We start from the raw sequence: 26,851 nt of genomic DNA, 5'->3' as shown, positions 1-26,851 counted from the left end.
GGCTGGCATTCCCGTCTGCATGCTCCAACGGCGTGCGGCCCGCCGGGGTTCCCGATCTCCCCGCGAAGGGCGCCCCCGGCGGCTCAGCCGCCGTAGACGTGGGGCGCCAGGGTGCCGACGAACGGCAGGTTGCGGTACTTCTCGGCGTAGTCCAGGCCGTAGCCGACGACGAACTCGTTGGGGATGTCGAAACCGACCCATTCGACGTCGATGGCGACCTTGGCGGCGTCCGGCTTGCGCAGCAGCGTGCACACCTTCAGCGAGGCGGGCTCGCGGGAGCCGAGGTTGTTGATCAGCCAGGACAGAGTCAGGCCGGAGTCGATGATGTCCTCGACGATCAGGACGTGCTTGCCCTTGATGTCGGTGTCGAGGTCCTTGAGGATCCGCACCACGCCGGAGGACTGGGTGCCCGCGCCGTAGGAGGACACGGCCATCCAGTCCATGGTGACGGGGGTGGACAGCGCCCGCGCGAGGTCGGCCATGACCATCACCGCGCCCTTGAGCACGCCGACGATCAGCAGGTCCTTGCCCTCGTACTCCGCGTCGATCTTCGCCGCCAGTTCGGTCAGCTTGGCGTCGATCTCTTCCTTGGTGATGAGCACCTGCTGGAGGTCGGCACCCATGTCTTTCGCGTCCACCCGCATCACTTTCGGTCGTCCCACCGGCTGTCGGCCCCCGTGGCGGGGGCCGGCGTTCAGCCTTGCCGAATCACCAGTCTGCCACCCTGCCGCTGGGCGACGACTTTGCCGGGCAGGTTGATGGCGCCCTGGCCGCGCCAGCCGGTGATCAGCCGGTCGACTTCCTCGATGTGGCGGGCGAAGAGGGAACCGGCCGGTGCGCCGGCCTCGATGGCGGCGCGGCGCAGGATCCGGCGGCGTACGGCGGGCGGCAGGGCGTAGAGCTTGGCGCACTCCAGGAGACCCGCGGCGTCACGGACGGTGGCCTCGGCCTGGCGGGCCCAGGTGTCGAGGGCGTCGGCGTCGTCGCGGGAGAGCTGGGCCGTCCGGGCGAGGGCTTCGACGACGCCTTTGCCGAGGGCCTTCTCCAGGGCGGGCAGTCCTTCGTGGCGCAGCCGGGAGCGGGTGTAGGCCGGGTCGGCGTTGTGCGGGTCGTCCCAGACGGGCAGGGACTGCATCATGCAGGCCTTGCGGGCGGTCTGCCGGTCGAGTTCGAGGAAGGGGCGCCGGTAACGGCCGCCGGCCCCCGAGACCGCGGCCATTCCGGACAGCGAGCGGATGCCGGAGCCGCGGGCGAGGCCGAGGAGCACGGTCTCGGCCTGGTCGTCGCGGGTGTGGCCGAGCAGGACGGCGGCGGCGCCGTGGCGTTCGGCGGCGTGGTCCAGCGCGGCGTACCGCGCGTCGCGGGCGGCGGCTTCGGGGCCGCCCTCGCGGCCCACGGTGACGGCGGTGGACTCGACGGGGTCGAGTCCGAGTTCGCGCAGGCGCAGGCAGACCTCCGCGGCGCGCAGGTCGGAGCCGGGCTGGAGGCCGTGGTCGACGGTGACGCCGCCCGCGCGGATGCCGAGTCTGGGCGCTTCGAAGGCGAGGGCGGAGGCGAGGGCCATGCTGTCGGCGCCGCCGGAGCAGGCGACGAGGACGAGCGGCGGGGACGGGGCCTCTGCGCCGGAGCGGGGCGGGGTGCCCGTGGGGAGCGCGGCCCCGGCCTGCTGGGGGAGGCTGTGGTCGTTGAGGATGTCGTGAAGGACGCGGCGGACCGCCAGGCGTATCGCCGCGACCGCAGGATGGGGACCCATGTCCGGTTCCCTTCATGAAGTTTTCCGGGGGGTGAGCCCGAGTCGGTCACTGAGAGTGTGTAGATGGTGACAGAACCGGGCCGTTCCCCGAGCATTGCACGCCTCTGCGACGCTCACGCTCCCTCGGACGGGTGATTGGAGGGGCGTCCGTCTGCCGTCGGCCGGTTTCGGTTCGCGACCGTCTCACCCGGTGTCAGGTTTCGCTCCGGCGGTGCACCCGTGCGATCCAGTCCGCCGGTTTGGCGATCTCCGCCTTGGTGGGCAGGGTGTTCGGGGAGGTCCACACGTGGTTGAAGCCGTCCATGCCGACCTGGTCGACGACGGCCCGGACGAACCGTTCGCCGTCGCGGTACTGCCGCAGCTTGGCGTCGAGGCCGAGGAGCTTGCGCAGGGCGAGGTCGAGGCGGGAGGCGCCCTTGGCGCGGCGCTGCTGGAACTTCTCGCGGATCTCGCCGACGGCCGGGACGACCGCGGGGCCGACGCCGTCCATCACGAAGTCGGCGTGGCCCTCCAGGAGGGACATCACGGCGGTGAGGCGGCCCAGGATCTCCCGCTGGGCGGGGGTCTGCACGAGCTCGACCAGGGACCGCCCGCCGTCGTCCTCCTCGGCCTCGGGGCGGCCGCCGGCGAGCGTCTGGGCGGCTTCGCGGACACGTTCGAGGACGGTCATGGGGTCGACGTCGGTCTCCGCCAAGAACGACTGGATCTCACCCTCCAGGTGGTCCCGCAGCCAGGGCACGGCGGTGAACTGCGTCCGGTGGGTCTCCTCGTGCAGGCACACCCAGAGCCGGAAGTCGTGCGGGGGTACGTCGAGTTCGCGTTCGACGTGGACGATGTTCGGGGCGACGAGCAGCAGCCGGCCGCCGCCGGCCGCACCGGCGGGGAGGTCGCGGGTGGCGGGGGCGAAGGTCTCGTACTGGCCGAGGACGCGGGAGGCCAGGAAGGACAGCAGCATGCCCAGCTCGACGCCGGTGACCTTGCCGCCGACCGCGCCGAGGACCGCTCCGCCGGGGCTGCTGCCGCGGCGTTCCTGCATCTTCTCCAGCAGCGGCCGGAGGATCTCGCGGAAGCCGGCGACGTTGGCCCGGACCCAGCCGGGGCGGTCGACGACGAGGACGGGTGTGTCGTGGGTGTCCTCGGTGCCCATCCGGGTGAAGCCCCGGACGTGTTCCTCCGAGGCCTTGGCGTGCCGGCGCAGTTCCGCGACGACGGCGCGGGCCTCGTCGCGGCTGACCTCCGGGCCCGGCCGTACGAGCCGGGTCGCGGTCGCCACCGCGAGGTTCCAGTCGACCATGCCGGGTGCGGTGCCACCGATGCTCGTCATGTGTCAACCGTACGTGAGGGGTCCCCGCGGGGGCAGGGCGTGCGCGACCGGGGGCGGAGCCGGTCGCCCGGCACCCGGGCGGACTGTGCGGACACGCTCGATGAGCAGCCGCCTGCCGTGAACGCGCCTTCCGACCGACCCGAGCGGGGTCCGGTACGTGCAGCTGAAGCGGAGCTTCGGCGAGTGACGACAACGCGGCAGATCGCGTGCCGGACCCCGCGACGCCGGGATGATCCGAACGACAAACCCCTAGCCGCAGCCGCATTCCGCCAGGGCGGTGGCCGCGCGGTCCAGGGCCGTCTGGGCCGCAACCGGGTCGGTGGTGTCCGAGCCGAGGAAGGCGAAGGCGAGGACGCGGCCGGACGCGTCGACCACGGTGCCCGCGAGGGCGTTCACTCCGGTCAGGGTGCCGGTCTTGGCGCGTACGAGGCCCGCCGCGCCGTCGCCGTAGCGGCCGGTGAGGGTGCCGGTGAAGCCGGCCACGGGGAGCCCGGTGAGGGTCGCGCGCAGCTCGGGCCGGGCGGGGTCGGCGGCCTCGGTGAGGAGCCGGGTGAGCAGGGCGGCCGTCAGTCTGCCGTCGCGGTTCAGGCCGCTGCCGTCCTTGATGACGGCGCCTCGCGTGGGCAGGCCGAGCTTCTTCAGCCGCCGCTCGACGGCGCGGCCCGCCCCGGCGAAGTCGGCGCGCTCGCCGGTCGCGAGGGCGGTGTGCCGGGCGAGGGCCTCGGCGAGGTCGTTGTCGCTGTGGGTCAGCATCCGCTCGACGAGCGCGGACAGCGGGGGCGAGGAGACGGTGGCGAGGGTCTGCGCGCGGCCGGTGGCCTTGGACGGGCCGGGCGGTGTGGTCTCGATGCCCTCGGCGGCCAGGAGGTCCGCGAAGGTGCGGGTGGCCTCGGCGGCGGGGTCGGCGTGGCGCGGGGCGGGTCCGCTGGTGGAGCCGTCGGTGCGGGCCTCGTCGGCCATGAGGGCGGTCACGCGGGCGATGTTGTCGTTGACGCCGATGGGGTGGAGGTCGTCGCCGGCGTACAGGGTGGTGTCGTACGACAGGGTCACCGCGCGGACGTCCCGCTTCTCCAGCGCGGCGGCGGTGCGGGCGGCGAGGGTGCGCAGGCTCGCGCGGCCCTCGGCGTCGCGGTCGGCGGTGAGGGTGGGGTCGCCGCCGCCGACCAGGATCAGTTCCTCGGTGTCGGGTTCGTAGACGGCGCGGGTGTCCAGGCGGTGGTCGGCGCCGAGGGCGGACAGCGCGGCCACGGCGGTGGCGATCTTGGTGGTGGAGGCGGGGGTGAGCGCCTGGTCGGCGCCGGTGGCGTAGAGCCGGGTGCCGGTGGCGACGTCGACGACCGCGGCGGACCGGCGCCCGCCGAGCGCGCCGCTCGCGAGGAGCGGGTCCAGGACGTCGGCGAGGGCCTCGCGGTCCGGGAGCCCGGCGGCCGTCACCCCGCCCAGTCCGGTGAGCACGGACGCGGCGCTGGGGGCGGGGCGGGGTCCGGTGCCGTTCGCGCCGCCCCGGCCGGAGCCGCCGTGAGATGCGCCACCCGGTTGTCCGGCTGCGGCCGCGCGGTCGCGCTCGGCCGTACGCTGGCCCGAGTCCCAGGGCCCCGCGGCGGTCACCACGCCGGCGGCCAGCGCCAGACCGGCGGTGGCGGCACCCGCGGTGTACTGCCAGGTCTTCACCCGCGTGATCCGCGTGACCTGCGGTGACGCGGCCCGCGCCAGCCGCGCGACCCGCGGCCCCGTCGCCTCGACGGCACGGGCGAGACGGGGCCGTACGGCCTCCGTGATCCGCGCCAGACGCGGCCTCACGGCCCGCCAAGGCCTCAGCTCGGGCACGACCACCAGCCCCTTTCGCGATCACACACCTGCGTGAGGGACACTTAACCACCAAGACTGTGTGCTGATCATGGAGGAGCCACCGGTGGAGTTCGACGTCACGATCGAGATTCCGAAGGGTTCGCGCAACAAGTACGAGGTGGACCACGAGACCGGTCGGATCCGCCTGGACCGCCGTCTGTTCACGTCGACGGCGTACCCGACGGACTACGGCTTCGTCGAGAACACCCTCGGCGAGGACGGTGACCCGCTGGACGCGCTGGTCATCCTGGACGAGCCGACCTTCCCCGGCTGCCTCATCCGCTGCCGGGCGATCGGCATGTTCCGGATGACCGACGAGGCCGGCGGCGACGACAAGCTGCTGTGCGTCCCGGCCACGGACCCGCGGGTGGAGCACCTGCGCGACATCCACCACGTGTCCGAGTTCGACCGCCTGGAGATCCAGCACTTCTTCGAGGTGTACAAGGACCTGGAGCCCGGCAAGTCGGTCGAGGGCGCCAACTGGGTGGGCCGTACGGACGCCGAGGCCGAGATCGAGCGGTCCTACAAGCGCTTCAAGGAGCAGGGCGGTCACTGACCTGCCCCTCGCTGGGTAGACGGGCCGTACGCGTGTGCGTGCGGCCCGTTCGTCATGTGCGCGCATACTGGGGTACCGGAGGTGTCGTACAGGGAGCACTGCACGTGACGGACGCGGAGGACCGCAAGCCGCAGTCGGACGAGGCGAGGATGGCGTTCACGCCGCCCGCCGGGGTCGAGGTCGGGGACAGCGAGTCGGAGACGACGTCCGAGTTCGCGCTCCCCGTCGGCCTGGACGTCCCGCATCCGGCGGGCGCGGAGTACGAGGGGTCGGCGTTCGTCCCGCCCAGCACCTACAGCGCCCGGGAGGCGCCCGCGTTCACCCCGGCCGCCGGGATACCGGCGGTCAGCCTGACCAAGGACGCGCCGTGGCAGGACCGGATGCGCACGATGCTGCGCATGCCGGTGACCGAGCGGCCCGCGCCGGAGCCGGTGCAGAAGGCGGAGGAGGGCGGCCCGGCCGTTCCGCGCGTGCTGGACCTGACGCTGCGCATCGGGGAGCTGCTGCTGGCGGGCGGTGAGGGCGCGGAGGACGTCGAGGCGGCGATGTTCGCGGTGTGCCGGTCGTACGGCCTGGACCGCTGCGAGCCGAACGTCACCTTCACGCTGCTGTCGATCTCGTACCAGCCGTCCCTGGTCGACGATCCGGTGTCGGCGGCGCGGACCGTGCGGCGGCGGGGGACGGACTACACGCGGCTCGCGGCCGTCTTCCAGCTCGTCGACGATCTCAGCGACCCGGAGACGCAGATCTCCCTGGAGGAGGCCTACCGGCGGCTCGCCGAGATCCGCCGCAACCGGCACCCGTACCCGACCTGGGTGCTGACCTCGGCGAGCGGGCTGCTCGCGGGCGCGGCCTCGGTGCTGGTCGGCGGTGACCTGATCGTGTTCGTCGCGGCGGCGCTGGGCGCGATGCTCGGCGACCGCCTGGCCTGGCTGTGCGCTGGGCGCGGGCTGCCGGAGTTCTACCAGTTCACGGTCGCCGCGATGCCGCCCGCCGCGATCGGGGTGGCGCTCACCGTCGCGCACGTCGATGTGGCGGCGTCCGCCGTGATCACCGGTGGGCTGTTCGCGCTGCTGCCGGGGCGGGCGCTGGTGGCGGGCGTGCAGGACGGGCTGACCGGCTTCTACATCACCGCGGCGGCGCGGCTGCTGGAGGTCCTGTACTTCTTCGTCGGCATCGTGGTCGGCGTGCTGGTGGTGCTGTACTTCGGTGTGCAGCTCGGGGCCCAGCTCAACCCTGAGGCCGCGCTGGGCAGCCGGGAGCAGCCGCTGGTGCAGACCGGCGCGTCGATGCTGCTGTCGCTGACGTTCGCCGTGCTGCTCCAGCAGGAACGGTCCACCGTGCTCGCGGTGACCCTCAACGGCGGTGTCGCGTGGGTGGTCTACGGCGCCATGCACTACACCGGCGGTCTGTCGCCGGTGGCCTCCACGGCGGTGGCGGCGGGTCTGGTCGGGTTGTTCGGGCAGCTCATGTCGCGGTACCGGTACGCGTCGGCGCTGCCGTACACGACCGCGGCGATCGGGCCGCTGCTGCCGGGTTCGGCCACCTACTTCGGGCTGCTGGCGATCGCGCAGAACGATGTCGACGGGGGGCTGGGGTCGCTGACCAAGGCGGCGGCGCTGGCGATGGCCATCGCCATCGGGGTGAACCTCGGGTCGGAGGTGTCCCGGATGTTCCTGCGGGGCGCCGGCCGCGGGCGCAAGGCGGCCAAGCGGACGCGGGGATTCTGACGCCGGCCCCGGCGCCCCGTGCGGGCGGGTGCTTTCAGTAGCCCTGGTTCCGGTCGTACGGGTAGGGCTGCTGCTGCGGGTACTGGCTGTCGGTGTGCGGCTGCTGCTGGGGGTACTGCCCGCCGTGGCCCCGCTGGTCGTGGCCCTGCTGGGAGTACTGCTCGTCGTGGCCCTGCCCGTCGTAGGCCGGCCGGCCGTAGGCGCGCTGGTCGTGGCCCTGCGGGTCGTAGCCGTACTGCTGCTGCGGGTACTGCGGCTGGTTCTGCTGGGGGTACGGCTGCTGCTGCTCGGCCGGGGGGATGCGCCGCAGCTGCGTGGTGGCGTCGTCCATGACCGGGTACGCGGGCTGCTGCTGCGGCTGGGCCCGGTACGGGTGCTGCGGGGTCCCGGCGGGCTCCTGCCGCGCGGCCTTCTTGTTCTGGGAGCGGGCGCGCCAGAACTCGATGATGATCGGGACGACCGAGATCAGGACGATCAGGATCAGGATCGCCTCGATGTTCTTCTTGACGAAGTCGATGTTGCCCAGCCAGGAGCCGAGCAGGGTGACGCCCGCGCCCCAGAGGACGCCGCCGACGACGTTGAAGATCAGGAAGGACCGGTACCGCATGCCGCTGACGCCGGCGATGATCGGCGTGAAGGTGCGCACGATGGGCACGAAACGGGCCAGGACCAGGGACTTCGGGCCGTACTTCTCGAAGAACTCGTGGGCCTTGGTGACGTTCTCCTGCTTGAAGAAGCGGGAGTCGGGGCGGGTGAAGAGCGCGGGTCCGACCTTCTTGCCGAACATGTAGCCCACCTGGTCACCGACGATGGCGGCGACGCAGATCAGCACGATGGCCGCCCACAGGGGGAAGTCCAGCTGCTTGGAGGTGATCAGCAGGCCCGCGGTGAACAGCAGCGAGTCACCGGGCAGGAAGAAGCCGATGAGCAGGCCGGACTCGGCGAAGACGATGAGGAGCAGGCCCCAGATCCCGAAGGTGTCGAGCAGGTAGTTCGGATCCAGCCAGCTGGGTCCGAGAGCGAGCGTCGTCACGATTCCGGGCTCCTGAGGGGTGAAGGGAGGTGCGGCGTCCAGTTCGGCCGGACAAAGCTATCAACGCCGCGCGCCCGCCCCGGGTTCCACCGGCCCCCTCCAGGATGCACCGTGCGCCGAGTGGGAGAAAGCTGTGGGGCATGGGCATCGAAGACTACGGCGGCGGTCAGGTTCCGCAGTCGGACGTACTGGTGGTGACGGCGAACGACGTGCCGGGATACCGCGTGGAGCGGGTCATCGGAGAGGTCTTCGGGCTCACCGTGCGCTCCCGGCACCTGGGCAGCCAGATCGGCGCCGGCCTGAAGTCGCTGGTCGGAGGTGAGCTGAGGGGGCTCACCAAGACACTGGTGGAGACCCGCAACCAGGCCATGGAGCGGCTGGTGGAGCAGGCACGCGCGCGTGGGGCCAACGGGGTGCTGGCGTTCCGGTTCGATGTGACGGAGGCCGCGGACGTCGGCACCGAGGTGTGCGCGTACGGCACGGCGGTGGTCCTGGCCCGGGAGTAGCCCGCCCGGGGGAAGGACTCCCCCGGGGGGTGTCTCCCGGGCCGGGACCATGGGCTCACCCCCCGTGGCGGGCGGTGTTCGCCTCGATCGCGTCGCGCAGGTACACGGCCAGCCCGGACCGGATGTTGTCGTACGTCGCGGTGAACCGCGGGTCGTCGACGTACATCCGCCCGAGGTGGGCGTGCATCTCGTGCGAGCACTCGTAGTAGCCGCCGCAGATGAACCTGCGGTGCTCCTCGGCCACGTCCATGGCGGCCTCGGAGTCGGCGGGGACGCCCCCGTCGAGCAGCTCGGCCATCCGGTGGTGGATGGCGTCCATCTCGCGGGTCAGCCGCTTCCAGTCCTCCTTCGTGTAGGAGGCGGTCCGGCGCCGGGACTCCCGGTAGGCGTCGGTGTCGCCCCAGCGCTGCCGGACCTCGTCCTCGTACCGGTCCGGGTCGAAGTCCCCGAACACCTCGAACTTCTCCTCGGGCGTGAGATCGATCCCCATCTTGCGTGCCTCCATGGCGTGCTCCACGGCCGCCGCCATCTTCCGCAGCTTCTCGATCCGGGCGGTCAGCAGCTCGTGCTGCCTGCGCAGGTGGGCCTGCGGGTCCGCGTCCGGGTCGTCGAGCAGGACGGCGACCTCGTCGAGCGGAAAGCCGAGCTCCCGGTAGAACAGGATCCGCTGCAGCCGGTCGAGGTCGGCGTCGTTGTAACGCCGGTGGCCCGCGTGGCTGCGCTCGCTGGGCACGAGCAGCCCGATCTCGTCGTAGTGGTGCAGGGTGCGCACCGTCACTCCGGCGAATCCGGCGACCTGTCCCACGGAGTAGCCCACTTCCGCTCCCTTCTCGGTACGCCGTCCACGCTGCGGCATCACGTCGCGTGAGGTGCAAGCCTCAGGCGGGGACCGGGGGCCGGGCCCCGTGTCACGCTGCCCGGATCAGGATCCCGCGGCGTCCGCCTGCTCGGCGAGGGCGACCAGCTCGAAGGCGGTCTTGCCGTCCAGCGACTCGCGGATGATGTCGGCGTGGCCCGCGTGACGGGCGGTCTCGCGGATGAGGTGGAGACACAGCCAGCGCATCGAGACGGCCTCCTTGGGGAACCACGGCTGGTCCGGAAGGTCGAAGGTGTCGTCCAGGCTGGGCACCGCGCGGATGAACGCCTCCGTCTCGGCGGCGACCTTCTCCCAGTACGCCAGCTGGTCGGCGAGGGTCTCGCCGTCGACCAGCTGGAAGCACTCGTGCCAGTTCGACCGGTCGCGCTGGACGGCCGGCGGCTCGCCCTGGGCCAGCGCAATCCAGAACTGCTCCACCTCGGCGACATGCTTGACCAGCCCGGCAAGGCTCAGCTCGCTCGCGCTGGGGTGCGAGGACGCCTGCTCGTCGGTCAGTCCGAGCACCGCCCGCCGGATGCCGCCGCGCTGCTCCGCCAGGAAGGCGAGCAGCGCTCCGCGCTCGTCGCCGTGGGCTTCCGCGCGCACGTGGGTGACCATGTCGGACCGCCTTTCATCGGGGGCTTTCGCCTGACACAGATGAAGGTACGGGGCATCGAGGTCAGATCCTGGCCTAGAAGCGCCCGGATCGGCGGCCGCGTGCCCGGAGGCGGCCGGAAGGCTCAGAAGGGGAACCTGCTGCGCCCGTGCTGCACCGAGATCCACTTCAGGGTGGTGAAGGCGTCGAGGGTCGACTCGCCGTTCAGCCGGCCCACACCGGAGTGCTTCTCGCCGCCGAAGGGGACGAGGGGCTCGTCGTGGACGGTGCCGTCGTTGACGTGGAACATGCCGGTGTCGACGCGCTCGGCGAAGCGGACGCCGCGCTGCACGTCACCGGTGTGGACGGCGCCGCTGAGGCCGTACGGGGTGTCGTTGACCAGGCGTACGGCCTCCTCCTCGTCGTCGAACGGGATGAGCAGGGCGACCGGGCCGAAGAGCTCCTGGCGCAGGATCGGGGAGCCCGCGGGCACGTCGGTCAGCACGGACGGCTCGACCAGGTTGTCGCGCACCGTGCCGCGCAGCAGGGCCGTGGCGCCCTCGGCGACCGCCTGCTCCACCGCGCCGGACAGCGACTCGGCCTGGGAGGAGTTGATGACCGGGCCGATGACGGTCTGCGGGTCGCGCGGGTCGCCCACCTTCAGGGACCTGACCTTGGCGACGAACTTCTCGGTGAACTCGTCCGCGACCGAGCGGTCCACGAGGACGCGGTTGGCGGCCATGCAGACCTGGCCCTGGTGGACGTAGCGGCTGAAGACGGCCGCGTCGACCGCGTAGTCGAGGTCGGCGTCGTCGAGGACGACCAGCGCGCTGTTGCCGCCCAGCTCCAGGACGGCCCGCTTGAACCGCGCGGCGCAGACGGTGGCGACGTGCCGGCCGACCGCGTCGGAGCCGGTGAAGGAGATGACCTTGGGCACCGGGTGCTCGATGAAGGCGTCGCCGATCTCGGCTATGTCGGTGACCACGACGTTCAGCGCACCGGCCGGGAGGCCCGCGTCCTCGAAGATCCTGGCGACCAGGGTGCCGCCGGTGACCGGGGTGTCCTGGTGCGGCTTGAGGACCACGGCGTTGCCGAGCGCCAGGGCGGGCGCCACGGACTTCAGCGACAGCAGGAAGGGGAAGTTGAAGGGGCTGATGACCCCGACGACGCCGACCGGTACGCGGTGCAGGCGGTTCTCCTTGGCGGGGTCGGGCGAGGGGATCAGCCGGTGCTCGGGGCGCGTGGCGAGCGCGGCGGCCTCGCGCAGGAACTCCTTGGCGAGGTGCAGTTCGAAGGCGGCCTTCACGCGGGTGCCGCCCAGCTCGGCGACGATCGCGTCGCCGATCTCCGCCTCACGTTCCTCGACCAGCCGCAGCGCCTTCTCCAGCACCGCGCGGCGGGCGAAGGCGCCCGCGCGGGCCCAGTCCCGCTGGGCGCGTTCGGCGGCCCGGTATGCCTGATCTATCTCGTCGGCGGTGGCTATGGTGATCGAGGCCAGCTTCTCGCTGTCGTACGGATTGAAGTCGATGATGTCCCAGGAGCCGGTTCCGGGCCGCCACTCGCCGTCGATGTACTGCTGGGCCAGGTCGGTGAAGTAGGACGACATGTGATCCCTCAATCCCTGCCGCGGGCGCGGGCAGCCAGACGCACCTGATCGGTCGTCATCGTACTTGTGCCGCACCGCAGTTGGCCGGTGTCTCAGGAGAGTTGGAGCAGCCCCCGCAGGAGGTCGCGGCTCTCGGCGGGGCCGGGGCTGTCCTGCTGGAGCTCCTTCAGCGCCGTCTCGTACTGGGCGACGTCCTCCGCCTTGTCCAGGTAGAGGGCGCTGGTCAGCTGCTCCAGGTAGACCACGTCCGACAGGTCGGACTCCGGGAAGCTGAGGATGGTGAACGCACCGCTCTCGCCGGAGTGCCCGCCGAAGCTGAACGGCATGATCTGCAGCCGTACGTTGGGGCGCTCGGAGATCTCGATGAGGTGCTGGAGCTGGCCGCGCATCACCTCGCGGTCGCCGTAGGGGCGGCGCAGGGCGGCCTCGTCGAGGACGATGTGGAAGTCGGGGGCGTTCTCCGCGACGAGGTGCTTCTGCCGCTCCAGGCGCAGTGCCACGCGGCGCTCGACGTCGGCCTCGCTCGCGCCCTTCATGCCGCGCCGCACCACCGCGCGGGCGTACTCCTCGGTCTGCAGCAGACCGTGCACGAACTGCACCTCGTAGGCGCGGATCAGGGACGCGGCGCCCTCCAGGCCGACGTAGGTGGGGAACCAGCTCGGCAGCACGTCGGAGTAGCTGTGCCACCAGCCGGCGACGTTGGCCTCGCGGGCGAGCGAGACCAGGGAGCCGCGCTCGTTCTCGTCCGTGATGCCGTACAGCGTCAGCAGGTCCTCGACGTCTCTCGTCTTGAAGCTCACCCGGCCCAGCTCCATCCGGCTGATCTTCGACTCGGAGGCACGGATGTGGTAACCCGCCGCCTCGCGGGTGATGCCGCGCGCCTCGCGCAGTCGCCTGAGTTGCGAGCCGAGCAGCATCCGCCGCACCACCGATCCGGGCTCTCCCGCGCTCACGTTCGCCAGCCTCCCCAACCGTCTTCCCGGGCCCGCAGTCTGCCACTAAAACACTCCGAGCTGTACTCGTCCGATTACACAGACGGAAAGAAGCCAAAGATTGCGGGCAGGAGGGCGTACCGAAGCGACGCCCGGACGGCACCCGAACGTCGAGAAGATGACGGGTACGACAGGAAGATGGCGGAAAAAATGGCCAAGAAATGGTACGGGTGGGACTAATTCGGTCCCGTGCACGTGCATCTGCCCTTGCATCTGCTCTGCGCTTCCGAAACCATGGGTGCCGCGCCACCGCTGCATCGCAACGACCGCGAATCCCGGGAGTGCCCCGCATGGCAACGAATGGATCGACCATGCTCGAGCCGTTACGGCAGGGCCTTCCGCCGCTGGACCCCACCGCCGTCTCCAGTGCCGCCTCCTGCGCCCTGCCCGCCCGCTTCGAAGCGGTGCGCGACGCGCGCCAGTTCACCCGCAGGACCCTCGACCAGTGGGACCTGGGCGACCGGTTCGACGACGTGTGCCTGGTCGTCTCGGAACTCGTCACCAACGCCCTGCGGCACGCCGTTCCCGGCGCCCCGCGGGCCCTCGGGCAGGAGCCGCCGGTACGGCTGCACCTGATGCGCTGGACGGAACGGCTGGTGTGCGCGGTGCGCGACCCCAGCAACGACAGCCCGGTGGCGCGCGAGGCCGACGACTTCTCCGCGGAGTCCGGCCGCGGGCTGTTCCTCGTCGACTCGTTCTGCGACAGCTGGGGCTGGCACCCGCTGGCCGGCACGCTCAGTGGCAAGGTCGTCTGGGCGCTGTTCCGGCTCCAGCCCGCCGGCTGAGGAACCGCGGCACCCGCGTGTGCCGCGGTTCTCCGCGCGTCCCGGCGACGACGTGGACATCCGCGGCGATCCGTGCCGGTCCGCCCCGTTCAGCCGGCCACGAGGTGGTCGAACTCGCCGTCCTTCACGCCGAGCAGCATGGCCTCGATCTCCGCGCGCGTGTACACCAGCGCGGGTCCGTCGGGGAAGTTGGAATTGCGTACGGCGACCCTTCCGCCCGGCAGCCGGGCGAACTCCACGCATGACCCCTGCGAGTTGCTGTGTCTGCTCTTCTGCCAGGCCGCACCGCGCAGCTCGGTGGCGGCCATGCCGTTGTACACGTCGTGGTCCACAGATCGCTCCCCGGTGGTGCACTGGCTGAAGTGGCCATAGATGCAGTGGTCAACTGTGCCGGATCATAACCCTGTTCATCTGCACTTGCATGAGCAGATGCACGTGCACGGCGGGTGGTCCCGTGACTACGGTTTTGCCCCCGCTTCGCCGAAGTGGTGCCGTACTAAGAACAGACGCGTGTCATCGCCTTTGTGTTCCATTGAACTTCCTTCCGCCCTCGCGTACGCGGTGCCGGATTCGCGCGCGCACGCCGACGGGCCCCGCCTCGGGTGCGGCGGGGCCCGTCGGTACGGGGAGAACCGGTGCGGGGTGTCAGCGGCCCGGGTACGGCAGCAGGGCCATCTCCCGGGCGTTCTCGATCGCGCGGGCCAGCCGCCGCTGCTGCTGGGGGCCGACCCGGGTGACCCGGCGGCTGCGGATCTTGCCGCGGTCGGAGATGAACTTCCGCAGCAGGTCCGTGTCCTTGTAGTCGATGTACGTCACGCCTGCCTGCTCCAGCGGGTTCGGCCGGTTCTTGGCGGGCTTGCGGTCCGGTGTGCGGGGCATCGGTGGTCAGACCTCCAGGAGGGTGTCGAAGGCGGACGGCAGCCGCCTCCAGGCGTCGCGCCCGGCGGCGTACTCGGCGTCGGTGAGCAGGCAGGACTCCAGCAGGCCGCGAAGGCCCTCGCGGTCCAGGCCGGGCGAGGTGAAGACCAGGTGCTGGCAGCGGTCCCCGTGCTCCGGGTGCCACTCCAGCGCGGCGGCGGCGCGGCGCACCGGCGGGACCATCTCCCAGGCCGCGTCGGGCAGCGAGGCGAGCCAGGGGCCGGCGCTCTCCACGCACAGCGCGCCGCCGGCCGCGTCCCAGTGCAGCAGGGTGTCCGGCCGGTCGGCGAGCCAGAACCGTCCCCGGCTGCGGGCGGCGGCGCAGGTCAGGTCCTCCAGCGCCTGGTAGAGCCGCTCGGGGTGGAAGGGGCGGCGGTGGCGCCAGACGAGGGTGCCCACCCCGTGCGCGTCGGCCTCGGCGGGCAGCAGCGCGCAGGCCGGGTGCTGGGCCGCTGCGGCGGCCTCGATGTCGAACCCGCCGAGCGCGGCGCCGGCCAGGTCACCGTGGGCGATCGCGATCCGGCGGGCCGTCGGGTGCAGCTGGGCGAGCAGCTCGTGGTCCTCGTCGTCGGCCTCCGGGGAGTCGGCGACGGCGAGGACGGGGGCGTACTCGAGCTGGCGGGCGAAGGTGTCGGCGACGGTCCGCCGGTCGGTGGCGGCGGCCGCGAGCCCGGCCCCGGCGAGGTCGTCGCCGTTGCCCAGGTACGGCAGCAGCAGCGCGGGGTCGACGGCGGTGATCACCCCGGTGACGGTGAGGCCGCCGGCCGCGACGACCTCGGCCATGGCCTTCGGCTCGACGGAGTCCCACAGCTCGACGACGGCGAGCCGGGTGTCCCCCGCGTCGGCGAGCCGCCGCAGTTCGGGCACCAGGTCCTCGCGCAGCGCGCAGCACGCGCAGTCGTTGACCAGCGGGGCCGTACCGGTGTCCCGCAGGCCCCCGGCGTCGCGGACGGTGCGGACCACGGTGCCGTCCGCGGCGGTCGCCAGGTCGTGGTGGAGGACGACGCTGCCGGGGACGTCGGCGAGCAGCCGGCGGACGGCCGCCCCGCGGGCGGCGGAGTGCAGTCCGCCGACGATCACGACGGAGAGGTCGGGCACGGCTCTCAGCTCCGCTTCCCGTACCGGCGCTCGAAGCGCTCGACGCGGCCCGCGGTGTCCAGGACACGGGCGGTGCCGGTGTAGAAGGGGTGGCTGACGTCCGAGATCTCGACGTCGACGACCGGGTACGTGTTGCCGTCCTCCCACTCGATCGTCTTGTCACTGGTCATGGTGGACCGGGTGAGGAAGGCGTGGTTCGCGGCACGGTCGCGGAAGACGACGGGGCCGTAGTCGGGGTGGATTCCCTGGCGCACGGCGGTCAGCGCTCCTCTCGGAAGTCGACGTGGCGGCCGGCGACCGGGTCGTACTTGCGCAGGGTCATGCGGTCCGGGTCGTTGCGGCGGTTCTTCCGGGTCACATAGGTGTAGCCGGTGCCGGCGGTGGACCGGAGCCTGACGACCGGGCGGAGTTCGTTGCGTGCCATGGCTGCTATGTTACTGAAAATGAATTCCATTTCTACTTCGATCGAGGAGAGGTACGTCACCCGATGTCCGCCCACTGCATGCTGACCGGCGCCCGGCCCGGCTTCGGCAACACGATCTCCCACTCCCACCGGCGCTCCTCGCGCCGTTTCGACCCCAACGTCCAGTCCAAGCGCTACTGGCTGCCCAGCGAGAACCGGTACGTACGGCTGAAGCTGAGCGCCCGGGGCATCAAGACCGTCGACACGATCGGGATCGAGGCCGCCGTCGCGCGGATCCGGGCCCGAGGGGTGCGGGTCTGATGGCGAAGAAGAGCAAGATCGCGAAGAACGAGAGGCGCCGGGAGACCGTCGCCCGGTACGCCGCGCGGCGGGCCGAGCTGAAGGAGATCATCCGCCGGCCCTCCACCCCGGACGCCGAACGCGCCGCGGCCCGGGCCGAGCTGCGCCGCCAGCCGCGCGACGCGAGTGCCACGCGCGTCCGCAACCGGGATCAGGTGGACGGCCGCCCGCGCGGGTACCTCCGGGCGTTCGGGCTGTCCCGGGTGTCGCTGCGGGAACAGGCGCACGCCGGATACCTGCCGGGGGTGCGCAAGGCGTCCTGGTAGCCGGGATTCCGTCGCGGGAAGAGGTGGCGGGGCGGTTACGGGCTGGTAGCTTGCTGCGGTCGTACCGTCCTACCGGTTCATCCCTGGGGGCACGCAGTGACTTCGGCGACGTACGCGCGCGGAGCGCGCAGGCGGGCACGAGCCGTGGCCATGGCCGCCGGGCTGGGCGGCGTGCTGCTGCTCGGCGCATGCGGCGGCGGCTCCGGGGACGAGGCGGCGCCCACCGCGCCCGCCTCCTCCCCCGCGCCCACCGCGTCGGCCTCCCCCGCCCCCACCGGGAGCCCGTCCGGCGCCGCCCCGGGGGAGCTGGAGGGCAGCTGGCTCGCGACCAGCGGCGGACAGGCCGTGGCCCTGGTGATCACCGGTGATGAGGCGGGGCTGTTCGCCAGCCGGGGAACGGTGTGCGGCGGCCGGGTCGGCGAGAGCGCCGGGCAGCGGACGGTCCGGCTGTCCTGCGGCGGCGCCGACCGGTCGCGGGGCACCGGGACGGTCGACTCCGTGACCTCGACCACGCTGCGGGTGACCTGGTCGGGTTCGGCGGGCACCGAGACGTACACCAGGGCCGAGGGCGGGAAGCTGCCGTCCGGGCTGCCCACGGCGGACGCCTCCTGAGCTGGGCCCGCCCCCTTCAGCCGCGCCCCACGGACCCGTTCCCGTGGTCCGAGGCGCCGGCCAGGGCCGTCGGACATCCGGTGCAGGGACGTGAGCCAGAGCCGGGCGGCGGGGCGTACGACGGTGTCGGCGGTGGCCGGTCAGGCCGGGTCGGTGAGCGCGGCCTGGACGGTCTCCCACCGCGGGTCCCGGCGTTCGCGCACCGCCCGCGCGCCGTGGGCCGTGGCCTCGCGCAGGGCGTCGGCGCGACGGGCGGCCGGGGGCACCGGCGGGGCGTCGCGGTCCGGGAGGCGGGCCTGCAGCGGCATCGCCGCCCGGCCGGCGAGCCCGGCCGCGCCGCGCGGGGCGAGCAGCGGTTCCAGCGGCTCGCGTTCCGCTGCGAGCCCCGAGCGCGCGGTCTGCTTCAGCGCCCGGAAACAGCCCATTCCGCCCGCCGGCGTACGGGAGACAAGGGGAACGGCAGGCGAGGGAGTGCGGGAGGGGGCGCGGGAGGCGGGGCGGTGAGGGAGGGGGCGACGGTGCCGCCGTCTCCGTGCGTGATGATCGTCCCGTTACCGTCACCGTCACCGGCCCAGGGGGTCCCTATGCGCGTCATGCCGCTCACCGTCACCGCACTCGCCGCCGTGCTCCTGCTGTCCGGCTGCGACGGGGACGGAGGTGACGGCGGGAACGGCGGCGACGGCTCCGGCCGGAAGGGCGCGGCCGCCGGTCCGTGCGCCCTCGGCGCGCTCGGCGTGGCGGTCGGGCCCGTCGACGCCGCGCCCGCCGCCGGCGACCTCGGCAACGTCACCGTCACGCTCACCAACCGCGGTGACACGGCCTGCACGCTCCAGGGCTTCCCCGACGTCACCCTGGCGGCGGGGAGCACGACCGCGGCAGTGAACCCACAGGAGGCCACGGCCCGCCGGATGAGCGTGCCCCGCGAAGGCACCGTGACCTTCACGATCGGCTACACGCGCGGCGCGGCGGGCGCGGAGCGCAGCCTCGCCGTCGAAAGGGTGCGCTTCGGCCTGCCGGGCGCCACGCAGACCCACGAGTTCCCCTGGTCGTACGGCGCTGTGGCGCTGCGCGGCGGGGGCGTGCCGGAGGCCTCGGTGAGTCCCTTCCAGCAGCCCGCCGGGGACTGAGCGCGGCCCCGCGCCGTCAGCCGAGGCGAGGGCGGCGCCCCACCTGGGCCCGGTCGGCCGCGCGGGCGCCCTCGTGCCAGCCCGCCGCGTCGCTGACGCCGCGCAGCCGGGTGGTGGTGGTCTCGGGGAACATGCGCTCCGCGCGGTCGGTGACCGCGACCGCCCGGGAGGCGAGCACGGGCAGCAGATCGTCGGTCACCTGGGTCTCCGCGGCGGCCGTGAGGCGGGTGCCGATGCGGTGCGCGTAGGCGGCGAGGAAGGACTGCCGGAAGGTCTTCGTGCGCTTGCGCCCGCCCGCGCGCTGCGCCGCCTCCGCCTTCGTCATCGCGGTCGTGGCCTGGACGAGGAGCGAGGTGTAGAGCAGTTCGACGGCCTCCAGGTCCGCGTCGAAGCCGACGACGGTCGAGAAGCCGAGGGGCTCGTTCCACACCGCCCGGCAGTGGTTCGCGGCGGCCACCGCGTCCAGCAGCACCGCCTTCGCCTGCTCGTACGGCGCCTCCACCCCGATCCGGCAGGCGGCGGGGGCGTCGGCGGCGTCCGGGGAGCGGGCCGCGAGCAGCGCCTCGTCGATGCTGTGCCGGGCCATCAGCTCCTGCGCCTTCGCGCTCAGCGCCTCGGCCTCCTCCGGGTACCCGGTCGCCTCCGCCTTGGCGAGCAGCGCGCGGATCCTGGCGAGCATCCGCGACTCGGCCGGCGCGTCCCGGCGCGCCGGGGCCGGTTCCCGCTCGTCGAGGTGCTCCAGGGCGGGCAGGCGCAGCAGCAGGCGGTACAGCTCCAGGACCGCGGTGGCGTGCGAGAAGCGGTCGGCGCGGGGCGGGCTGGTCCCGGGCGGGCCGGACAGGTCGTCGAGCTGGGCCCGCCAGCGGCGCCCGCGCGGGCGGTCGTCCGGTGCCTGGGCGCGGATCAACGCTGCGGCGAGCCGTACGTGCGTGTCGTCGAGCTCCCGGCGCACGACGCGGACGACATCCGCCGGCTGCCAGCCGCGCCGCCAGGCCCCCGCGACGAACTCCCGCCCGCGCCGTTCGAGCTCCGTGTCGGCATCCGGGTCGGCGGCGAGCAGGGACGCTCCGGTGTCGAGCCCGGTGTCGTCGGTGGCGTACAGGGCGGCCTCGAAGGCGCGGTCGACGGTGCTGGGCGTACTCACCTGGTGATGGTGCCACGGACCGGCCCACCCGCGTGTCAACCATCGGTTGACAGCCCTCGGAGTGCAACCTACGGTTGACACATGTCGACGAACCCCAAGATCACGTCATCCGTACGTCTCGACGACCTCATCGCGGCCATCAAGAAGGTCCACCCGCAGCCCCTCGACCAGCTCCAGGACGCGGTCATCGCCGCCGAGCACCTCGGCGACGTGGCGGACCACCTGATCGGCCACTTCGTGGACCAGGCACGCCGCTCCGGCGCGTCCTGGACGGACATCGGCAAGAGCATGGGCGTCACCCGGCAGGCGGCGCAGAAGCGGTTCGTGCCCAAGGAGTCCGCGGACCTGGATCCCAGCCAGGGGTTCAGCCGCTACACCCCCCGCGCGCGGAACGTGGTCATGGCCGCCCACAACGAGGCCATCGCCGCCCGCAACGCCGAGGGCCGCCCGGAGCACCTGCTCCTGGGGCTGCTCGCCGAGCCGGAGGGCCTGGCCGCCCACGCGATCACTGCGCAGGGCGTCACGCTGGACCAGGTCCGCCAGGCGGCGACGGCCGCGCTGCCGCCCGCCGCCGACGAGGTCCCCGAACTGGTCCCCTACGGCCCCGACGCCAAGAAGGCGCTGGAGCTGACCTTCCGCGAGGCGCTGCGCCTCGGCCACAACTACATCGGCACCGAGCACCTGCTGCTCGCCCTCCTGGAGTTCGAGAACGGCGAGGGAGTCCTGTCCGGCCTCGGCGTCACCAAGGAAGCGACGGAGCGGTACATCACCGAGCTGCTCTCCCAGTTCCTCGAGACCAACCCGAGCGCGGGCGGGACCGCCGGGGAGGACTGAGGCCCCTTCCGCGAGCCGGGGTCCGAGCCCGGCCCTCGGTCGTTGCGGGTGGCGGGGTTCGAGCCGAGTCCTCGGCACTTGCCGGGAGGCAGGGTCGTTGGGCCCGGTCCTTCGGCCCTCGCCGGGAGCCGGGGTCCGTGCCCGGCCCTCGGCCCATGCCGGGAGGCAGGGTCCGAGCCGAGTCCTCCGCCCATGCCGGGAGGCAGGGTCCGAGCCGAGTCCTCGGCACTTTCCGGGAGGCAGGGTCCGAGCCGAGTCCTCGGGTCGTTGGGCCCGGTCCTTCGGCTCCTGCCGGGGGCCGGGGCCGGTCCTCGGCCTGTGCCAGGAGACGGCGTCCGGCCCCGGCCGACACCAGAGCTCGGGCGCCCGGCCCGCGGCAGGCGCGAAGCGCCGACGTCACGGCCCCGGCGGGGCCGGTGGCGAGGCCCCGCCCGGCCCGCGGCACGCCCGCGGCACGCCCGAGGCGCCGACGCGACGGCCCCCTCGGGGCCGGTGGTGAGGCCGTTGTCAGACCCCCCTGCCACACTCGCCCGTATGACCGACCGGTGGGCGCTCGCGTCGGCCGAGGGTGGTGGCGTGGAGCTGGCCCCCCTCGGCCCCGACGGGCTGCCCGCCGGCCCGGTGCTGCGGGAGGCGGACCCGGTGTCGGCCGTGCGCGCGCGGCCGGAGGTGAGGCGCTGGGTGTGGCGGTCCACGGCGGAGGTGTATCCGGCTCTGCTCGCCACGGGGGTGCGAGTGGAGCGGTGCTACGACGTCGAGGCCGCCGAGAACCTTCTCCTCGGCCACGAGGGGCGGTACGGCGAGCCGCGTTCGGCCGTCGCCGCCCTGGCCCGGCTGCGCGGCGGACCGGTCCCGCCGGATCCGCCGCAGCGGTCGGCCGTACCGGGCGCGCAGTCGCCGCTGTTCGAGCCGCAGGACCACCCCCTGCCCCTGGCCGACCTGCTCGCCGTCTACGCCGAGCAGCAGCGGCGGCACGAGCGTGCCGCACACCCCGGCCGGATGCGGCTGCTGACGGCCGCCGAGTCGGCGGGGACGCTGGTGGCCGCCGAGATGAACCACGCGGGACTGCCGTGGAGCACGGACGTGCACCGCGCGGTCCTCCACGACCTGCTCGGCGAGCGGTACGCGGGCGGCGGGGAGCCGCGGCGGCTGGCCGAGCTGGCCGACGAGGTGTCCGCCGCGTTCGGGCGGCGGGTGCGGCCCGATCTGCCCGCCGATGTCGTCAAGGCGTTCGCGCAGGCCGGGATCAGGATCCGCTCGACCCGCCGCTGGGAGATCGAGTCCGTCGACCACCCGGCCGTGAAGCCGCTGGTCGAGTACAAGAAGCTGTACCGGATCTGGGTCGCCCACGGCTGGTCCTGGCTCCAGGACTGGGTGCGCGACGGGCGGTTCCGGCCCGAGTTCCAGGCGGGCGGCACGGTCACCGGGCGCTGGGTGACCAAGGGCGGCGGTGGCCTGCAGATCCCCAAGGTGATCCGGCGGGCCGTGGTCGCCGACCCCGGCTGGCGGCTGGTCGTCGCCGACGCCGACCAGATGGAACCGCGCGTGCTGGCCGCGATCTCCCGCGACCCCGGCCTGATGGAGGTCGCCGGGCGGGAGAGCGATCTGTACCAGTCGGTGTCCGACCGGGCCTTCTCCGGCGACCGCGCCCAGGCCAAGCTCGCCGTGCTCGGCGCGGTCTACGGCCAGACCTCCGGGGACGGCCTGAAGAACCTCGCCGCGCTGCGCCGCCGCTTCCCGAAAGCGGTCGCGTACGTCGACGACGCCGCCCGGGCCGGCGAGGAGGGGCGACTGGTGCGCACCTGGCTCGGGCGGACCTGCCCGCCCGCGGCCCGGGCCGGTGAGGACACGGCGGAGGAGGCCGGCATCCCGGCGGCGGACGAGGACGGCGACGACCGCGCCTGGGTGCCGGGGTACGCCTCGACCGACGCCCGCGCCCGCGGCCGCTTCGCCCGCAACTTCGTGGTCCAGGGCAGCGCCGCCGACTGGGCGCTGCTGCTGCTCGCCGCGCTGCGCCGGGCCTGCGCGGATCTCGCGGCCGAGCTGGTCTTCTTCCAGCACGACGAGGTGATCGTGCACTGTCCGGCGCAGGAGGCGGAGACGGTCGTCGCGGCGATCCGGGAGGCGGCGGAGCTGGCGGGGCGGCTGACGTTCGGGCAGACGCCGGTGCGGTTCCCGTTCACCACGGCGGTGGTGGAGTGCTATGCCGACGCCAAGTGAGCCGCTCGGCGCTCAGCACCGGGCGCCGGCGGTGGCCAGCAGCTCCCGGAGTTCCGCCGTCACCGCGGTCTCGTCCGTGCCGTCCAGGGCGGCGAGCGCGGTGCGCCACTGCGCGTGCGCCCGCTCGTGCAGCCCCTGGGCGCGCAGCAGCAGACCGTGCTGGTGGCGGGCGAGACCGCCGGTGTAGTGGTCGGCGCGGGCGTCCGCGCGGCGCAGCAGTTCCGCGCACTCGCGGGCGGCGCGGTCGCCGTGACCGAGCAGGCGCAGCGCGCGGACCAGGCCGAGGCGGGTCTGGGACTCGCCGTGCCAGTCGCCGTGGCCGCCGAGGATGCGCAGGCTCTCCTCGAAGTGCCGGGCCGCGGAGGCCGGTTCGCCCAGGGTCAGATAGGCGTAGCCGATGTTGCAGTGCGCGGAGTGCTGCACGATGACCGCGCCGACCGAGACGCCGATGGCGAGGGAACGGCGGTGCTGTTCGATCGCGGCGCGCGGGTCGGTGTGCTCGTAGAGGTTGCCGAGGTGGCTGTAGGTGACGGCCTCGCCGTGCGGGTCGTCGAGCTGCCGGGAGTAGGTGAGGCTCTGGCGCAGCGCCGCCTCCGACTCGGCGTACCGGCCGAGCCCTTCGAGCAGCAGCCCGCGGTTGTTCAGGCAGCGCCGGATCCAGGAGACCACCCCGAGCCGCCGCCAGATCTCCAGCGCCCGGTCGTTCAGCGCGAGGGCGTCGCCCTGGCGGCCGGTGAGGAAGTGGAGGCCGGCGAGGTCACCGAGGGCGTAGGCCTCGGCCGCGGGGTCGGCGAGACGGCGGGCGGCGTCGAGGGCCGCGCTGCCCAGCACCTCCATCTCGGCGACCCGGCCGCTGCGGTGGACGTACGGGAAGAGCAGACGGATGAGGGTCGAGACGTACGCGGCGGTGCGGTGGTCGTGGGCCGGATCGCCCGCGTGCCGCTCCACGAGCGTGACGATGTTGGGCAGCTCCAGGTCCCCCCAGGCGAAGGCCGCCTCGGCGGACGCGAAGGGCGGGGTGGCCGCCACGTGTGCCGCGTGCTGCGGGGGCTGGGCGGCGGTGGGGCGCCGGCGGTCGTCCTGGTCGAGGCCGGGTTCGACGATGGCGACGAGGGCACGCTCCGCTGTCGCGGCGTACCAGTGCAGGGCGGTCTCGATGGCGGCCGGGGTCTCCGTGCCGGCGGCCGAGGAGCGCAGGGCCGAGGGGCGGAGGGCCGAGGGGTTGGTGGGGACCGCTGGGCGGGGGACCGATGGGCCGGGGGCCGGCACGCCGGGGGCCGATCCGCTGGGCGTCGGCGCGCCGGGGGCCGTTCCGCTCGGTGCGGGGAGGTGCGAAGCGGGGAGCCCACGGCCCGGAAGGCCGGGGTCCGGGAGACCGGGGTCCTGAAGACCAGAGTCCGCGAGACCGGGGTGCGGGAGACCGGGGTGCGGGAGGCGGGAGGCAGGGGGGTCGCCGGGTGCCGGGTCCGGTCGCAGCGACAGCTCGCGGGCGAAGTCGCGGACCAGATCGTGCGGCGCGTATCTGCCGTACGCCGTCTCCTCCAGCAGGGCCACGTCGACCAGCCGGTCCAGGGCCGCCTCCGCCCGGCGTTCGTCGGTGCCGGTGAGGCGGGCGATGAGGGGGGCTCCGTAGGCGGGCAGGTCGAGGGCGCCGATGCGGCGCAGGGCGAGGGCCGCGTCGCGGTCGGCCTCACGGTCGGAGGCGGCGAGCGCGTCATGGGCGACGGCGAGGGACCGCCGCACGCTGAGGTCGTCGTACTCCAGGTGGTGCAGCCGGCCTTCGGTCGCGGCGAGCTGGTGGGCCAGGACGTCCGGGGTGAGGGCGCTGCGCGCGGCGAGCCGGGCCGCGACGACCCGCAGGGCCAGTGGCAGCCGGCCGGTGAGGTGGACGAGCGGGTGGGCGGCGTCCAGTCCGGGCCGGCCGGACACCGCGCGCAGCAGGGCGGCGCTGTCCTCGTCGGTGAGCGGGGAGAGCGGGAAGCGGCGGGCGCCGTCGAGGGCGGTCAGCGGTGAGCGGCTGGTGACGATGACGGCGCAGCCGGTCCCGGCGGGCAGCAGCGGCCGTACCTGCGCGGCGGTGGCGGCGTCGTCGAGGACCAGCAGGGTGCGGGTGGGCGCGAGCAGGGACCGCAGCAGCGCGGCTGCGGCGTCCGGGTGGTCGGGTACGCGGCGGGGCTCGGTGCCGAGGTCCCGCAGCAGGGCGGCGAGGGCCTGGGCGGGGGTGAGGGGCGTCATGCCGGGGGTGGCGCCGTGCAGGTTGATGTAGAGCTGCCCATCGCAGAAACGTTCCGTCAGAGCGTGGGCGACATCCAGCGCGAGCGCGCTCTTGCCCACCCCGGCCATCCCGCTGACCACGGCGACCGCGCCCGGTTCCAGCAGGGCCGCGCGCAGCGCCGCCCGGTCCGCCCCGCGGCCGGTGAAGTGCGGCGGGGGCGGGGGCAGCTGCGCGGGCCGCGGCGCGGCGGGGACGGCGGCCCGGGCCGCCGGACCGGCGGACGGCTCCTGCGGCATGCCGGGCGACGGCTCGTCCCGCGGCACCCCGCGCAGCACCTCCACATGCGCGTCCCGCACCGCGGGCGCCGGTTCCACGCCCAGCTCGTCCAGCAACCGGGCACGCAGATCCCGGTGGACGGCCAGGGCCTCGGCGCGCCGGCCGGTGCGGTGCAGGGCGAGCATCAACTGACGGTGGTACGCCTCACGCAGCGGATACTCGGCGGCCAGCTCCGCCAGCTCCGGCACCAGCTCGCCGAGCCGGGCACCGCCGACGGCCAGTTCGGCGTCGTAGCGCCACTCCAGCAGCAGCAGCCGGGACTCCGCCAGCCGCTGGACGAAGGCGTAGCCCCCCAGGTCGGAGGGGAGCCCGCTGAGCGGGGTGCCGCGCCACAGGGCGAGCCCGGCGGTCGCCTCGCGCACCACCCGCGCCCAGTCCCCGGCGGCGTGCGCGCCGCGCGCGGCGGTCACCCGGCGTTCGAAGACGTGGACGTCCAGCTCGTCCGGTTCGACCCGCAGCACGTAGCCCGGCGGCACCGCGCGCAGCCGGTCGGGGTCGTCGAGGAGGCGGCGCAGCCGGGTGACGTGGTTGTGCAGGGAGGCGTGCGCGGAGGCGGGCGGATCGCCGCCCCACAGGGCGTCCTTGAGGGAGTCGACGGAGACCACCCGGCCGGGCTCCAGCAGCAGCGCGGCGAGCAGGGCCCGCGCCTTGGGACTGCGGATGGCGCGCACTGCGGCACCGTGCGGGCCGGGGGACGTGGCCGGCTGGTAGAGGACGGGTGGGCCCAGCAGTCCGAACCGCATCACACCCTGGCGCATTTCCGCCCTCGTCACGACGGTTTCCCGCCACCCGCTCACTGTCGGTCCCCGAGGGGGACCCCGCTGCTGTTTCCTTGCCGTTCCCGGCGCCGCCGGGGTCGCGCGTCCGGCTCCGGAAGACGGCTTCGCGCCAACTGACAGACAGCACTCCCGAGAACCGTTGGCCACATGTTAGCGATCCGTTGGTGCCGCCTGATGTGATCACTTCATCGGAACCGGCGCGACGGTGCGCGCGTAGAACGCGTTGCTCGGGGGAGTGTCGCCGCCGCGGCCGGATCCGGGACGCCAGTGGGCCCCGGTCGTCAGAGGTGAACGACCGGGGCCCGCGTCCGCACCTCCGCACGCCGACGGGGACACCGCTGCCCCGCCGCACCTCGGCCACGTCTCCCACACCGACTACGGCCGGTGCTACGGCCGGCAATACGGTCGGTGCCACGGCCGGGTGGTCGAGCAGCCGGGCGTACCTGGACGGCGCGCCGATCCGCCTGCCGGGTGAGCCCCCCCCCGTACCGCCCCGCCGGACCCTCCCTGCCGGCCCCGGCCCCGCACCCCTCGGCCTCCGCGGCCCGCTCCCTCGCGGCTCCGGGCCCGTCAGCCCCGGTTCCCGCCGACACCCCCGCCCGGTGCCGTGTCGCCGGCCGCGTTCTGGTTCCCGGCCCGGGCGCTGAGCCCGACCCGCACCAGCACGGCGATCAGGCCGGCCACGCAGACCACGGTCAGCGCGGCGGCGGTGCGGCCCTCGAACACCACCTGGGCGAGACTGATGCCCGCGACCAGGATCGGGATGACCAGGAGCAGCCTCTGAGCGGCCACCTGCCCGGCCTCGTTCTCCGCCATCTCGCCGTCCCTCGTCCTTGACCACACGTTTCCTGCCTGGGAGACGGCCACCGGGCCCTTCCCGTTCCGTTCCCGCCCCCTTCTTCCTCTTTCTCGTCCCCTCGTCCCCGTTGCCGCCCACGCACCGGCCGGCGGCGCC

Annotated in this window: 28 protein-coding genes; 10 read left to right on the top strand and 18 right to left on the bottom strand. The window is 73.6% G+C overall.

The window, feature by feature from the left end:
• Positions 1 to 83 precede the first annotated feature (83 nt).
• The 4 genes from hpt to dacB all read right to left on the bottom strand — a co-directional run bounded on the left by hpt (position 84) and on the right by dacB (position 4,910).
• Positions 84 to 644: a hypoxanthine phosphoribosyltransferase gene (gene hpt / locus SGLAU_RS18560; protein WP_043502911.1), complete on the bottom strand. Its 561-nt coding sequence runs from the start codon at positions 642 to 644 to the stop codon at positions 84 to 86.
• A gap of 50 nt (positions 645 to 694) precedes the next feature.
• On the bottom strand, positions 695 to 1,753 hold the full coding sequence (gene tilS, locus SGLAU_RS18555; RefSeq protein ID WP_043502909.1) for a tRNA lysidine(34) synthetase TilS: 1,059 nt from the start codon (positions 1,751 to 1,753) through the stop codon (positions 695 to 697).
• A gap of 193 nt (positions 1,754 to 1,946) precedes the next feature.
• Positions 1,947 to 3,077 (bottom strand): zinc-dependent metalloprotease, encoded by a 1,131-nt coding sequence (locus tag SGLAU_RS18550; RefSeq protein ID WP_043502907.1) that lies wholly within the window; start codon positions 3,075 to 3,077, stop codon positions 1,947 to 1,949.
• Between the two features lie 249 nt (positions 3,078 to 3,326).
• Positions 3,327 to 4,910, bottom strand: coding sequence for a D-alanyl-D-alanine carboxypeptidase/D-alanyl-D-alanine-endopeptidase (gene dacB, locus SGLAU_RS18545; protein ID WP_078957772.1), 1,584 nt, complete (start codon positions 4,908 to 4,910; stop codon positions 3,327 to 3,329).
• 79 nt (positions 4,911 to 4,989) lie between these two features.
• On the opposite strand from dacB, the gene SGLAU_RS18540 reads away from it, so the two are divergent.
• Both SGLAU_RS18540 and SGLAU_RS18535 read left to right on the top strand, forming a co-directional pair.
• Complete coding sequence (locus SGLAU_RS18540; protein ID WP_029381130.1) at positions 4,990 to 5,481, top strand: inorganic diphosphatase; 492 nt, start codon at positions 4,990 to 4,992, stop codon at positions 5,479 to 5,481.
• Positions 5,482 to 5,585: 104 nt separating this feature from the next.
• A complete protein-coding gene (locus SGLAU_RS18535; protein WP_043502906.1) occupies positions 5,586 to 7,211 on the top strand; it encodes a threonine/serine ThrE exporter family protein in 1,626 nt (541 codons plus the stop codon).
• A gap of 34 nt (positions 7,212 to 7,245) precedes the next feature.
• Here SGLAU_RS18535 and SGLAU_RS18530 read toward each other — a convergent pair whose 3' ends face one another.
• Positions 7,246 to 8,244, bottom strand: a complete 999-nt coding sequence (locus tag SGLAU_RS18530; protein WP_043502904.1) for a DedA family protein — start codon at positions 8,242 to 8,244, stop codon at positions 7,246 to 7,248.
• Positions 8,245 to 8,384: 140 nt separating this feature from the next.
• On the opposite strand from SGLAU_RS18530, the gene SGLAU_RS18525 reads away from it, so the two are divergent.
• A complete protein-coding gene (locus SGLAU_RS18525; RefSeq protein WP_043502903.1) occupies positions 8,385 to 8,750 on the top strand; it encodes a YbjQ family protein in 366 nt (121 codons plus the stop codon).
• 55 nt (positions 8,751 to 8,805) lie between these two features.
• Here the strand turns inward: SGLAU_RS18525 and SGLAU_RS18520 are convergent, their stop codons facing one another.
• The 4 genes from SGLAU_RS18520 to SGLAU_RS18505 form a co-directional block, all read right to left on the bottom strand.
• Positions 8,806 to 9,567 (bottom strand): MerR family transcriptional regulator, encoded by a 762-nt coding sequence (locus tag SGLAU_RS18520; RefSeq protein ID WP_043502901.1) that lies wholly within the window; start codon positions 9,565 to 9,567, stop codon positions 8,806 to 8,808.
• A 105-nt stretch (positions 9,568 to 9,672) separates the two neighbouring features.
• Entirely contained in the window at positions 9,673 to 10,224 is a 552-nt protein-coding gene (locus SGLAU_RS18515) for a DinB family protein (protein ID WP_043502899.1), read from the bottom strand.
• Positions 10,225 to 10,346: 122 nt separating this feature from the next.
• Positions 10,347 to 11,807 carry an aldehyde dehydrogenase family protein gene (locus SGLAU_RS18510; RefSeq protein ID WP_043502898.1) on the bottom strand — a complete coding sequence of 487 codons (1,461 nt, stop codon included), beginning with the start codon at positions 11,805 to 11,807 and terminating at the stop codon, positions 10,347 to 10,349.
• 92 nt (positions 11,808 to 11,899) lie between these two features.
• The gene (locus SGLAU_RS18505; protein ID WP_052414122.1) at positions 11,900 to 12,724 is read right to left on the bottom strand and encodes a helix-turn-helix domain-containing protein; all 825 of its coding nucleotides are present in this window, start codon (positions 12,722 to 12,724) and stop codon (positions 11,900 to 11,902) included.
• Positions 12,725 to 13,089: 365 nt separating this feature from the next.
• On the opposite strand from SGLAU_RS18505, the gene SGLAU_RS18500 reads away from it, so the two are divergent.
• Entirely contained in the window at positions 13,090 to 13,584 is a 495-nt protein-coding gene (locus tag SGLAU_RS18500; RefSeq protein WP_244315236.1) for an ATP-binding protein, read from the top strand.
• 89 nt (positions 13,585 to 13,673) lie between these two features.
• On the opposite strand, the gene SGLAU_RS18495 is transcribed toward SGLAU_RS18500, so the two are convergent.
• The 5 genes from SGLAU_RS18495 to rpmG form a co-directional block, all read right to left on the bottom strand.
• Positions 13,674 to 13,892, bottom strand: coding sequence for a DUF397 domain-containing protein (locus tag SGLAU_RS18495; RefSeq protein WP_052414121.1), 219 nt, complete (start codon positions 13,890 to 13,892; stop codon positions 13,674 to 13,676).
• A gap of 337 nt (positions 13,893 to 14,229) precedes the next feature.
• Entirely contained in the window at positions 14,230 to 14,463 is a 234-nt protein-coding gene (gene rpsR / locus SGLAU_RS18490) for a 30S ribosomal protein S18 (protein ID WP_043502891.1), read from the bottom strand.
• A gap of 6 nt (positions 14,464 to 14,469) precedes the next feature.
• Positions 14,470 to 15,609, bottom strand: a complete 1,140-nt coding sequence (locus tag SGLAU_RS18485) for a CobW family GTP-binding protein (protein ID WP_043506782.1) — start codon at positions 15,607 to 15,609, stop codon at positions 14,470 to 14,472.
• Entirely contained in the window at positions 15,606 to 15,854 is a 249-nt protein-coding gene (locus SGLAU_RS18480; RefSeq protein WP_043502889.1) for a type B 50S ribosomal protein L31, read from the bottom strand. The genes SGLAU_RS18485 and SGLAU_RS18480 overlap by 4 nt, the downstream gene beginning before the upstream one ends.
• A 5-nt stretch (positions 15,855 to 15,859) precedes the next feature.
• Positions 15,860 to 16,024, bottom strand: a complete 165-nt coding sequence (gene rpmG, locus SGLAU_RS18475; protein ID WP_043502886.1) for a 50S ribosomal protein L33 — start codon at positions 16,022 to 16,024, stop codon at positions 15,860 to 15,862.
• Positions 16,025 to 16,087: 63 nt separating this feature from the next.
• On the opposite strand from rpmG, the gene rpmB reads away from it, so the two are divergent.
• From rpmB to SGLAU_RS18460, 3 genes are all read left to right on the top strand, one after another.
• Positions 16,088 to 16,324 carry a 50S ribosomal protein L28 gene (gene rpmB, locus SGLAU_RS18470; RefSeq protein ID WP_043502885.1) on the top strand — a complete coding sequence of 79 codons (237 nt, stop codon included), beginning with the start codon at positions 16,088 to 16,090 and terminating at the stop codon, positions 16,322 to 16,324.
• On the top strand, positions 16,324 to 16,629 hold the full coding sequence (gene rpsN, locus SGLAU_RS18465) for a 30S ribosomal protein S14 (RefSeq protein WP_043502883.1): 306 nt from the start codon (positions 16,324 to 16,326) through the stop codon (positions 16,627 to 16,629). Before rpmB ends, rpsN begins: the two co-directional genes overlap by 1 nt.
• A gap of 96 nt (positions 16,630 to 16,725) precedes the next feature.
• Positions 16,726 to 17,241 carry a hypothetical protein gene (locus SGLAU_RS18460; protein WP_159072790.1) on the top strand — a complete coding sequence of 172 codons (516 nt, stop codon included), beginning with the start codon at positions 16,726 to 16,728 and terminating at the stop codon, positions 17,239 to 17,241.
• A gap of 140 nt (positions 17,242 to 17,381) precedes the next feature.
• On the opposite strand, the gene SGLAU_RS18455 is transcribed toward SGLAU_RS18460, so the two are convergent.
• A complete protein-coding gene (locus SGLAU_RS18455; protein WP_043502880.1) occupies positions 17,382 to 17,666 on the bottom strand; it encodes a hypothetical protein in 285 nt (94 codons plus the stop codon).
• A gap of 159 nt (positions 17,667 to 17,825) precedes the next feature.
• Between SGLAU_RS18455 and SGLAU_RS18450 the strand changes: the two genes are divergently transcribed.
• Positions 17,826 to 18,368, top strand: a complete 543-nt coding sequence (locus SGLAU_RS18450) for a DUF4232 domain-containing protein (protein ID WP_043502878.1) — start codon at positions 17,826 to 17,828, stop codon at positions 18,366 to 18,368.
• Between the two features lie 16 nt (positions 18,369 to 18,384).
• On the opposite strand, the gene SGLAU_RS18445 is transcribed toward SGLAU_RS18450, so the two are convergent.
• Positions 18,385 to 19,512, bottom strand: coding sequence for a DUF2786 domain-containing protein (locus SGLAU_RS18445; protein WP_043502874.1), 1,128 nt, complete (start codon positions 19,510 to 19,512; stop codon positions 18,385 to 18,387).
• Positions 19,513 to 19,593: 81 nt separating this feature from the next.
• Here SGLAU_RS18445 and SGLAU_RS18440 point away from each other — a divergent pair, with 81 nt between their 5' ends.
• Both SGLAU_RS18440 and SGLAU_RS18435 read left to right on the top strand, forming a co-directional pair.
• Positions 19,594 to 20,346, top strand: a complete 753-nt coding sequence (locus SGLAU_RS18440) for a Clp protease N-terminal domain-containing protein (protein ID WP_043502872.1) — start codon at positions 19,594 to 19,596, stop codon at positions 20,344 to 20,346.
• Positions 20,347 to 20,880: 534 nt separating this feature from the next.
• Positions 20,881 to 22,566 carry a bifunctional 3'-5' exonuclease/DNA polymerase gene (locus tag SGLAU_RS18435; RefSeq protein WP_043502871.1) on the top strand — a complete coding sequence of 562 codons (1,686 nt, stop codon included), beginning with the start codon at positions 20,881 to 20,883 and terminating at the stop codon, positions 22,564 to 22,566.
• 12 nt (positions 22,567 to 22,578) lie between these two features.
• Here SGLAU_RS18435 and SGLAU_RS18430 read toward each other — a convergent pair whose 3' ends face one another.
• Both SGLAU_RS18430 and SGLAU_RS18425 read right to left on the bottom strand, forming a co-directional pair.
• Positions 22,579 to 25,875 (bottom strand): AfsR/SARP family transcriptional regulator, encoded by a 3,297-nt coding sequence (locus SGLAU_RS18430; RefSeq protein ID WP_043502869.1) that lies wholly within the window; start codon positions 25,873 to 25,875, stop codon positions 22,579 to 22,581.
• Between the two features lie 591 nt (positions 25,876 to 26,466).
• Entirely contained in the window at positions 26,467 to 26,712 is a 246-nt protein-coding gene (locus SGLAU_RS18425) for a hypothetical protein (protein ID WP_043502868.1), read from the bottom strand.
• Positions 26,713 to 26,851 lie beyond the last annotated feature (139 nt).

The sequence above is a fragment of the Streptomyces glaucescens genome, from assembly GCF_000761215.1.
GTDB lineage: Bacteria > Actinomycetota > Actinomycetes > Streptomycetales > Streptomycetaceae > Streptomyces > Streptomyces glaucescens_B.
Note: the sequence above shows the minus strand (reverse complement) of the source record. Positions and strands in the feature narration are given on the sequence as shown.

What these genes read in the sequence shown, in the direction of transcription:
- hpt (WP_043502911.1), bottom strand. Translation starts at nt 644, where the DNA reads ATGCGGGTGGACGCGAAAGACATGGGTGCCGACCTCCAGCAGGTGCTC.
- tilS (WP_043502909.1), bottom strand. Translation starts at nt 1,753, where the DNA reads ATGGGTCCCCATCCTGCGGTCGCGGCGATACGCCTGGCGGTCCGCCGC.
- SGLAU_RS18550 (WP_043502907.1), bottom strand. Translation starts at nt 3,077, where the DNA reads ATGACGAGCATCGGTGGCACCGCACCCGGCATGGTCGACTGGAACCTC.
- SGLAU_RS18525 (WP_043502903.1), top strand. Translation starts at nt 8,385, where the DNA reads ATGGGCATCGAAGACTACGGCGGCGGTCAGGTTCCGCAGTCGGACGTA.
- SGLAU_RS18515 (WP_043502899.1), bottom strand. Translation starts at nt 10,224, where the DNA reads ATGGTCACCCACGTGCGCGCGGAAGCCCACGGCGACGAGCGCGGAGCG.
- SGLAU_RS18510 (WP_043502898.1), bottom strand. Translation starts at nt 11,807, where the DNA reads ATGTCGTCCTACTTCACCGACCTGGCCCAGCAGTACATCGACGGCGAG.
- SGLAU_RS18505 (WP_052414122.1), bottom strand. Translation starts at nt 12,724, where the DNA reads ATGCTGCTCGGCTCGCAACTCAGGCGACTGCGCGAGGCGCGCGGCATC.
- SGLAU_RS18500 (WP_244315236.1), top strand. Translation starts at nt 13,090, where the DNA reads ATGGCAACGAATGGATCGACCATGCTCGAGCCGTTACGGCAGGGCCTT.
- SGLAU_RS18495 (WP_052414121.1), bottom strand. Translation starts at nt 13,892, where the DNA reads ATGGCCGCCACCGAGCTGCGCGGTGCGGCCTGGCAGAAGAGCAGACAC.
- rpsR (WP_043502891.1), bottom strand. Translation starts at nt 14,463, where the DNA reads ATGCCCCGCACACCGGACCGCAAGCCCGCCAAGAACCGGCCGAACCCG.
- rpmG (WP_043502886.1), bottom strand. Translation starts at nt 16,024, where the DNA reads ATGGCACGCAACGAACTCCGCCCGGTCGTCAGGCTCCGGTCCACCGCC.
- rpmB (WP_043502885.1), top strand. Translation starts at nt 16,088, where the DNA reads ATGTCCGCCCACTGCATGCTGACCGGCGCCCGGCCCGGCTTCGGCAAC.
- rpsN (WP_043502883.1), top strand. Translation starts at nt 16,324, where the DNA reads ATGGCGAAGAAGAGCAAGATCGCGAAGAACGAGAGGCGCCGGGAGACC.
- SGLAU_RS18455 (WP_043502880.1), bottom strand. Translation starts at nt 17,666, where the DNA reads ATGGGCTGTTTCCGGGCGCTGAAGCAGACCGCGCGCTCGGGGCTCGCA.
- SGLAU_RS18450 (WP_043502878.1), top strand. Translation starts at nt 17,826, where the DNA reads ATGCGCGTCATGCCGCTCACCGTCACCGCACTCGCCGCCGTGCTCCTG.
- SGLAU_RS18440 (WP_043502872.1), top strand. Translation starts at nt 19,594, where the DNA reads ATGTCGACGAACCCCAAGATCACGTCATCCGTACGTCTCGACGACCTC.
- SGLAU_RS18435 (WP_043502871.1), top strand. Translation starts at nt 20,881, where the DNA reads ATGACCGACCGGTGGGCGCTCGCGTCGGCCGAGGGTGGTGGCGTGGAG.
- SGLAU_RS18430 (WP_043502869.1), bottom strand. Translation starts at nt 25,875, where the DNA reads ATGCGCCAGGGTGTGATGCGGTTCGGACTGCTGGGCCCACCCGTCCTC.
- SGLAU_RS18425 (WP_043502868.1), bottom strand. Translation starts at nt 26,712, where the DNA reads ATGGCGGAGAACGAGGCCGGGCAGGTGGCCGCTCAGAGGCTGCTCCTG.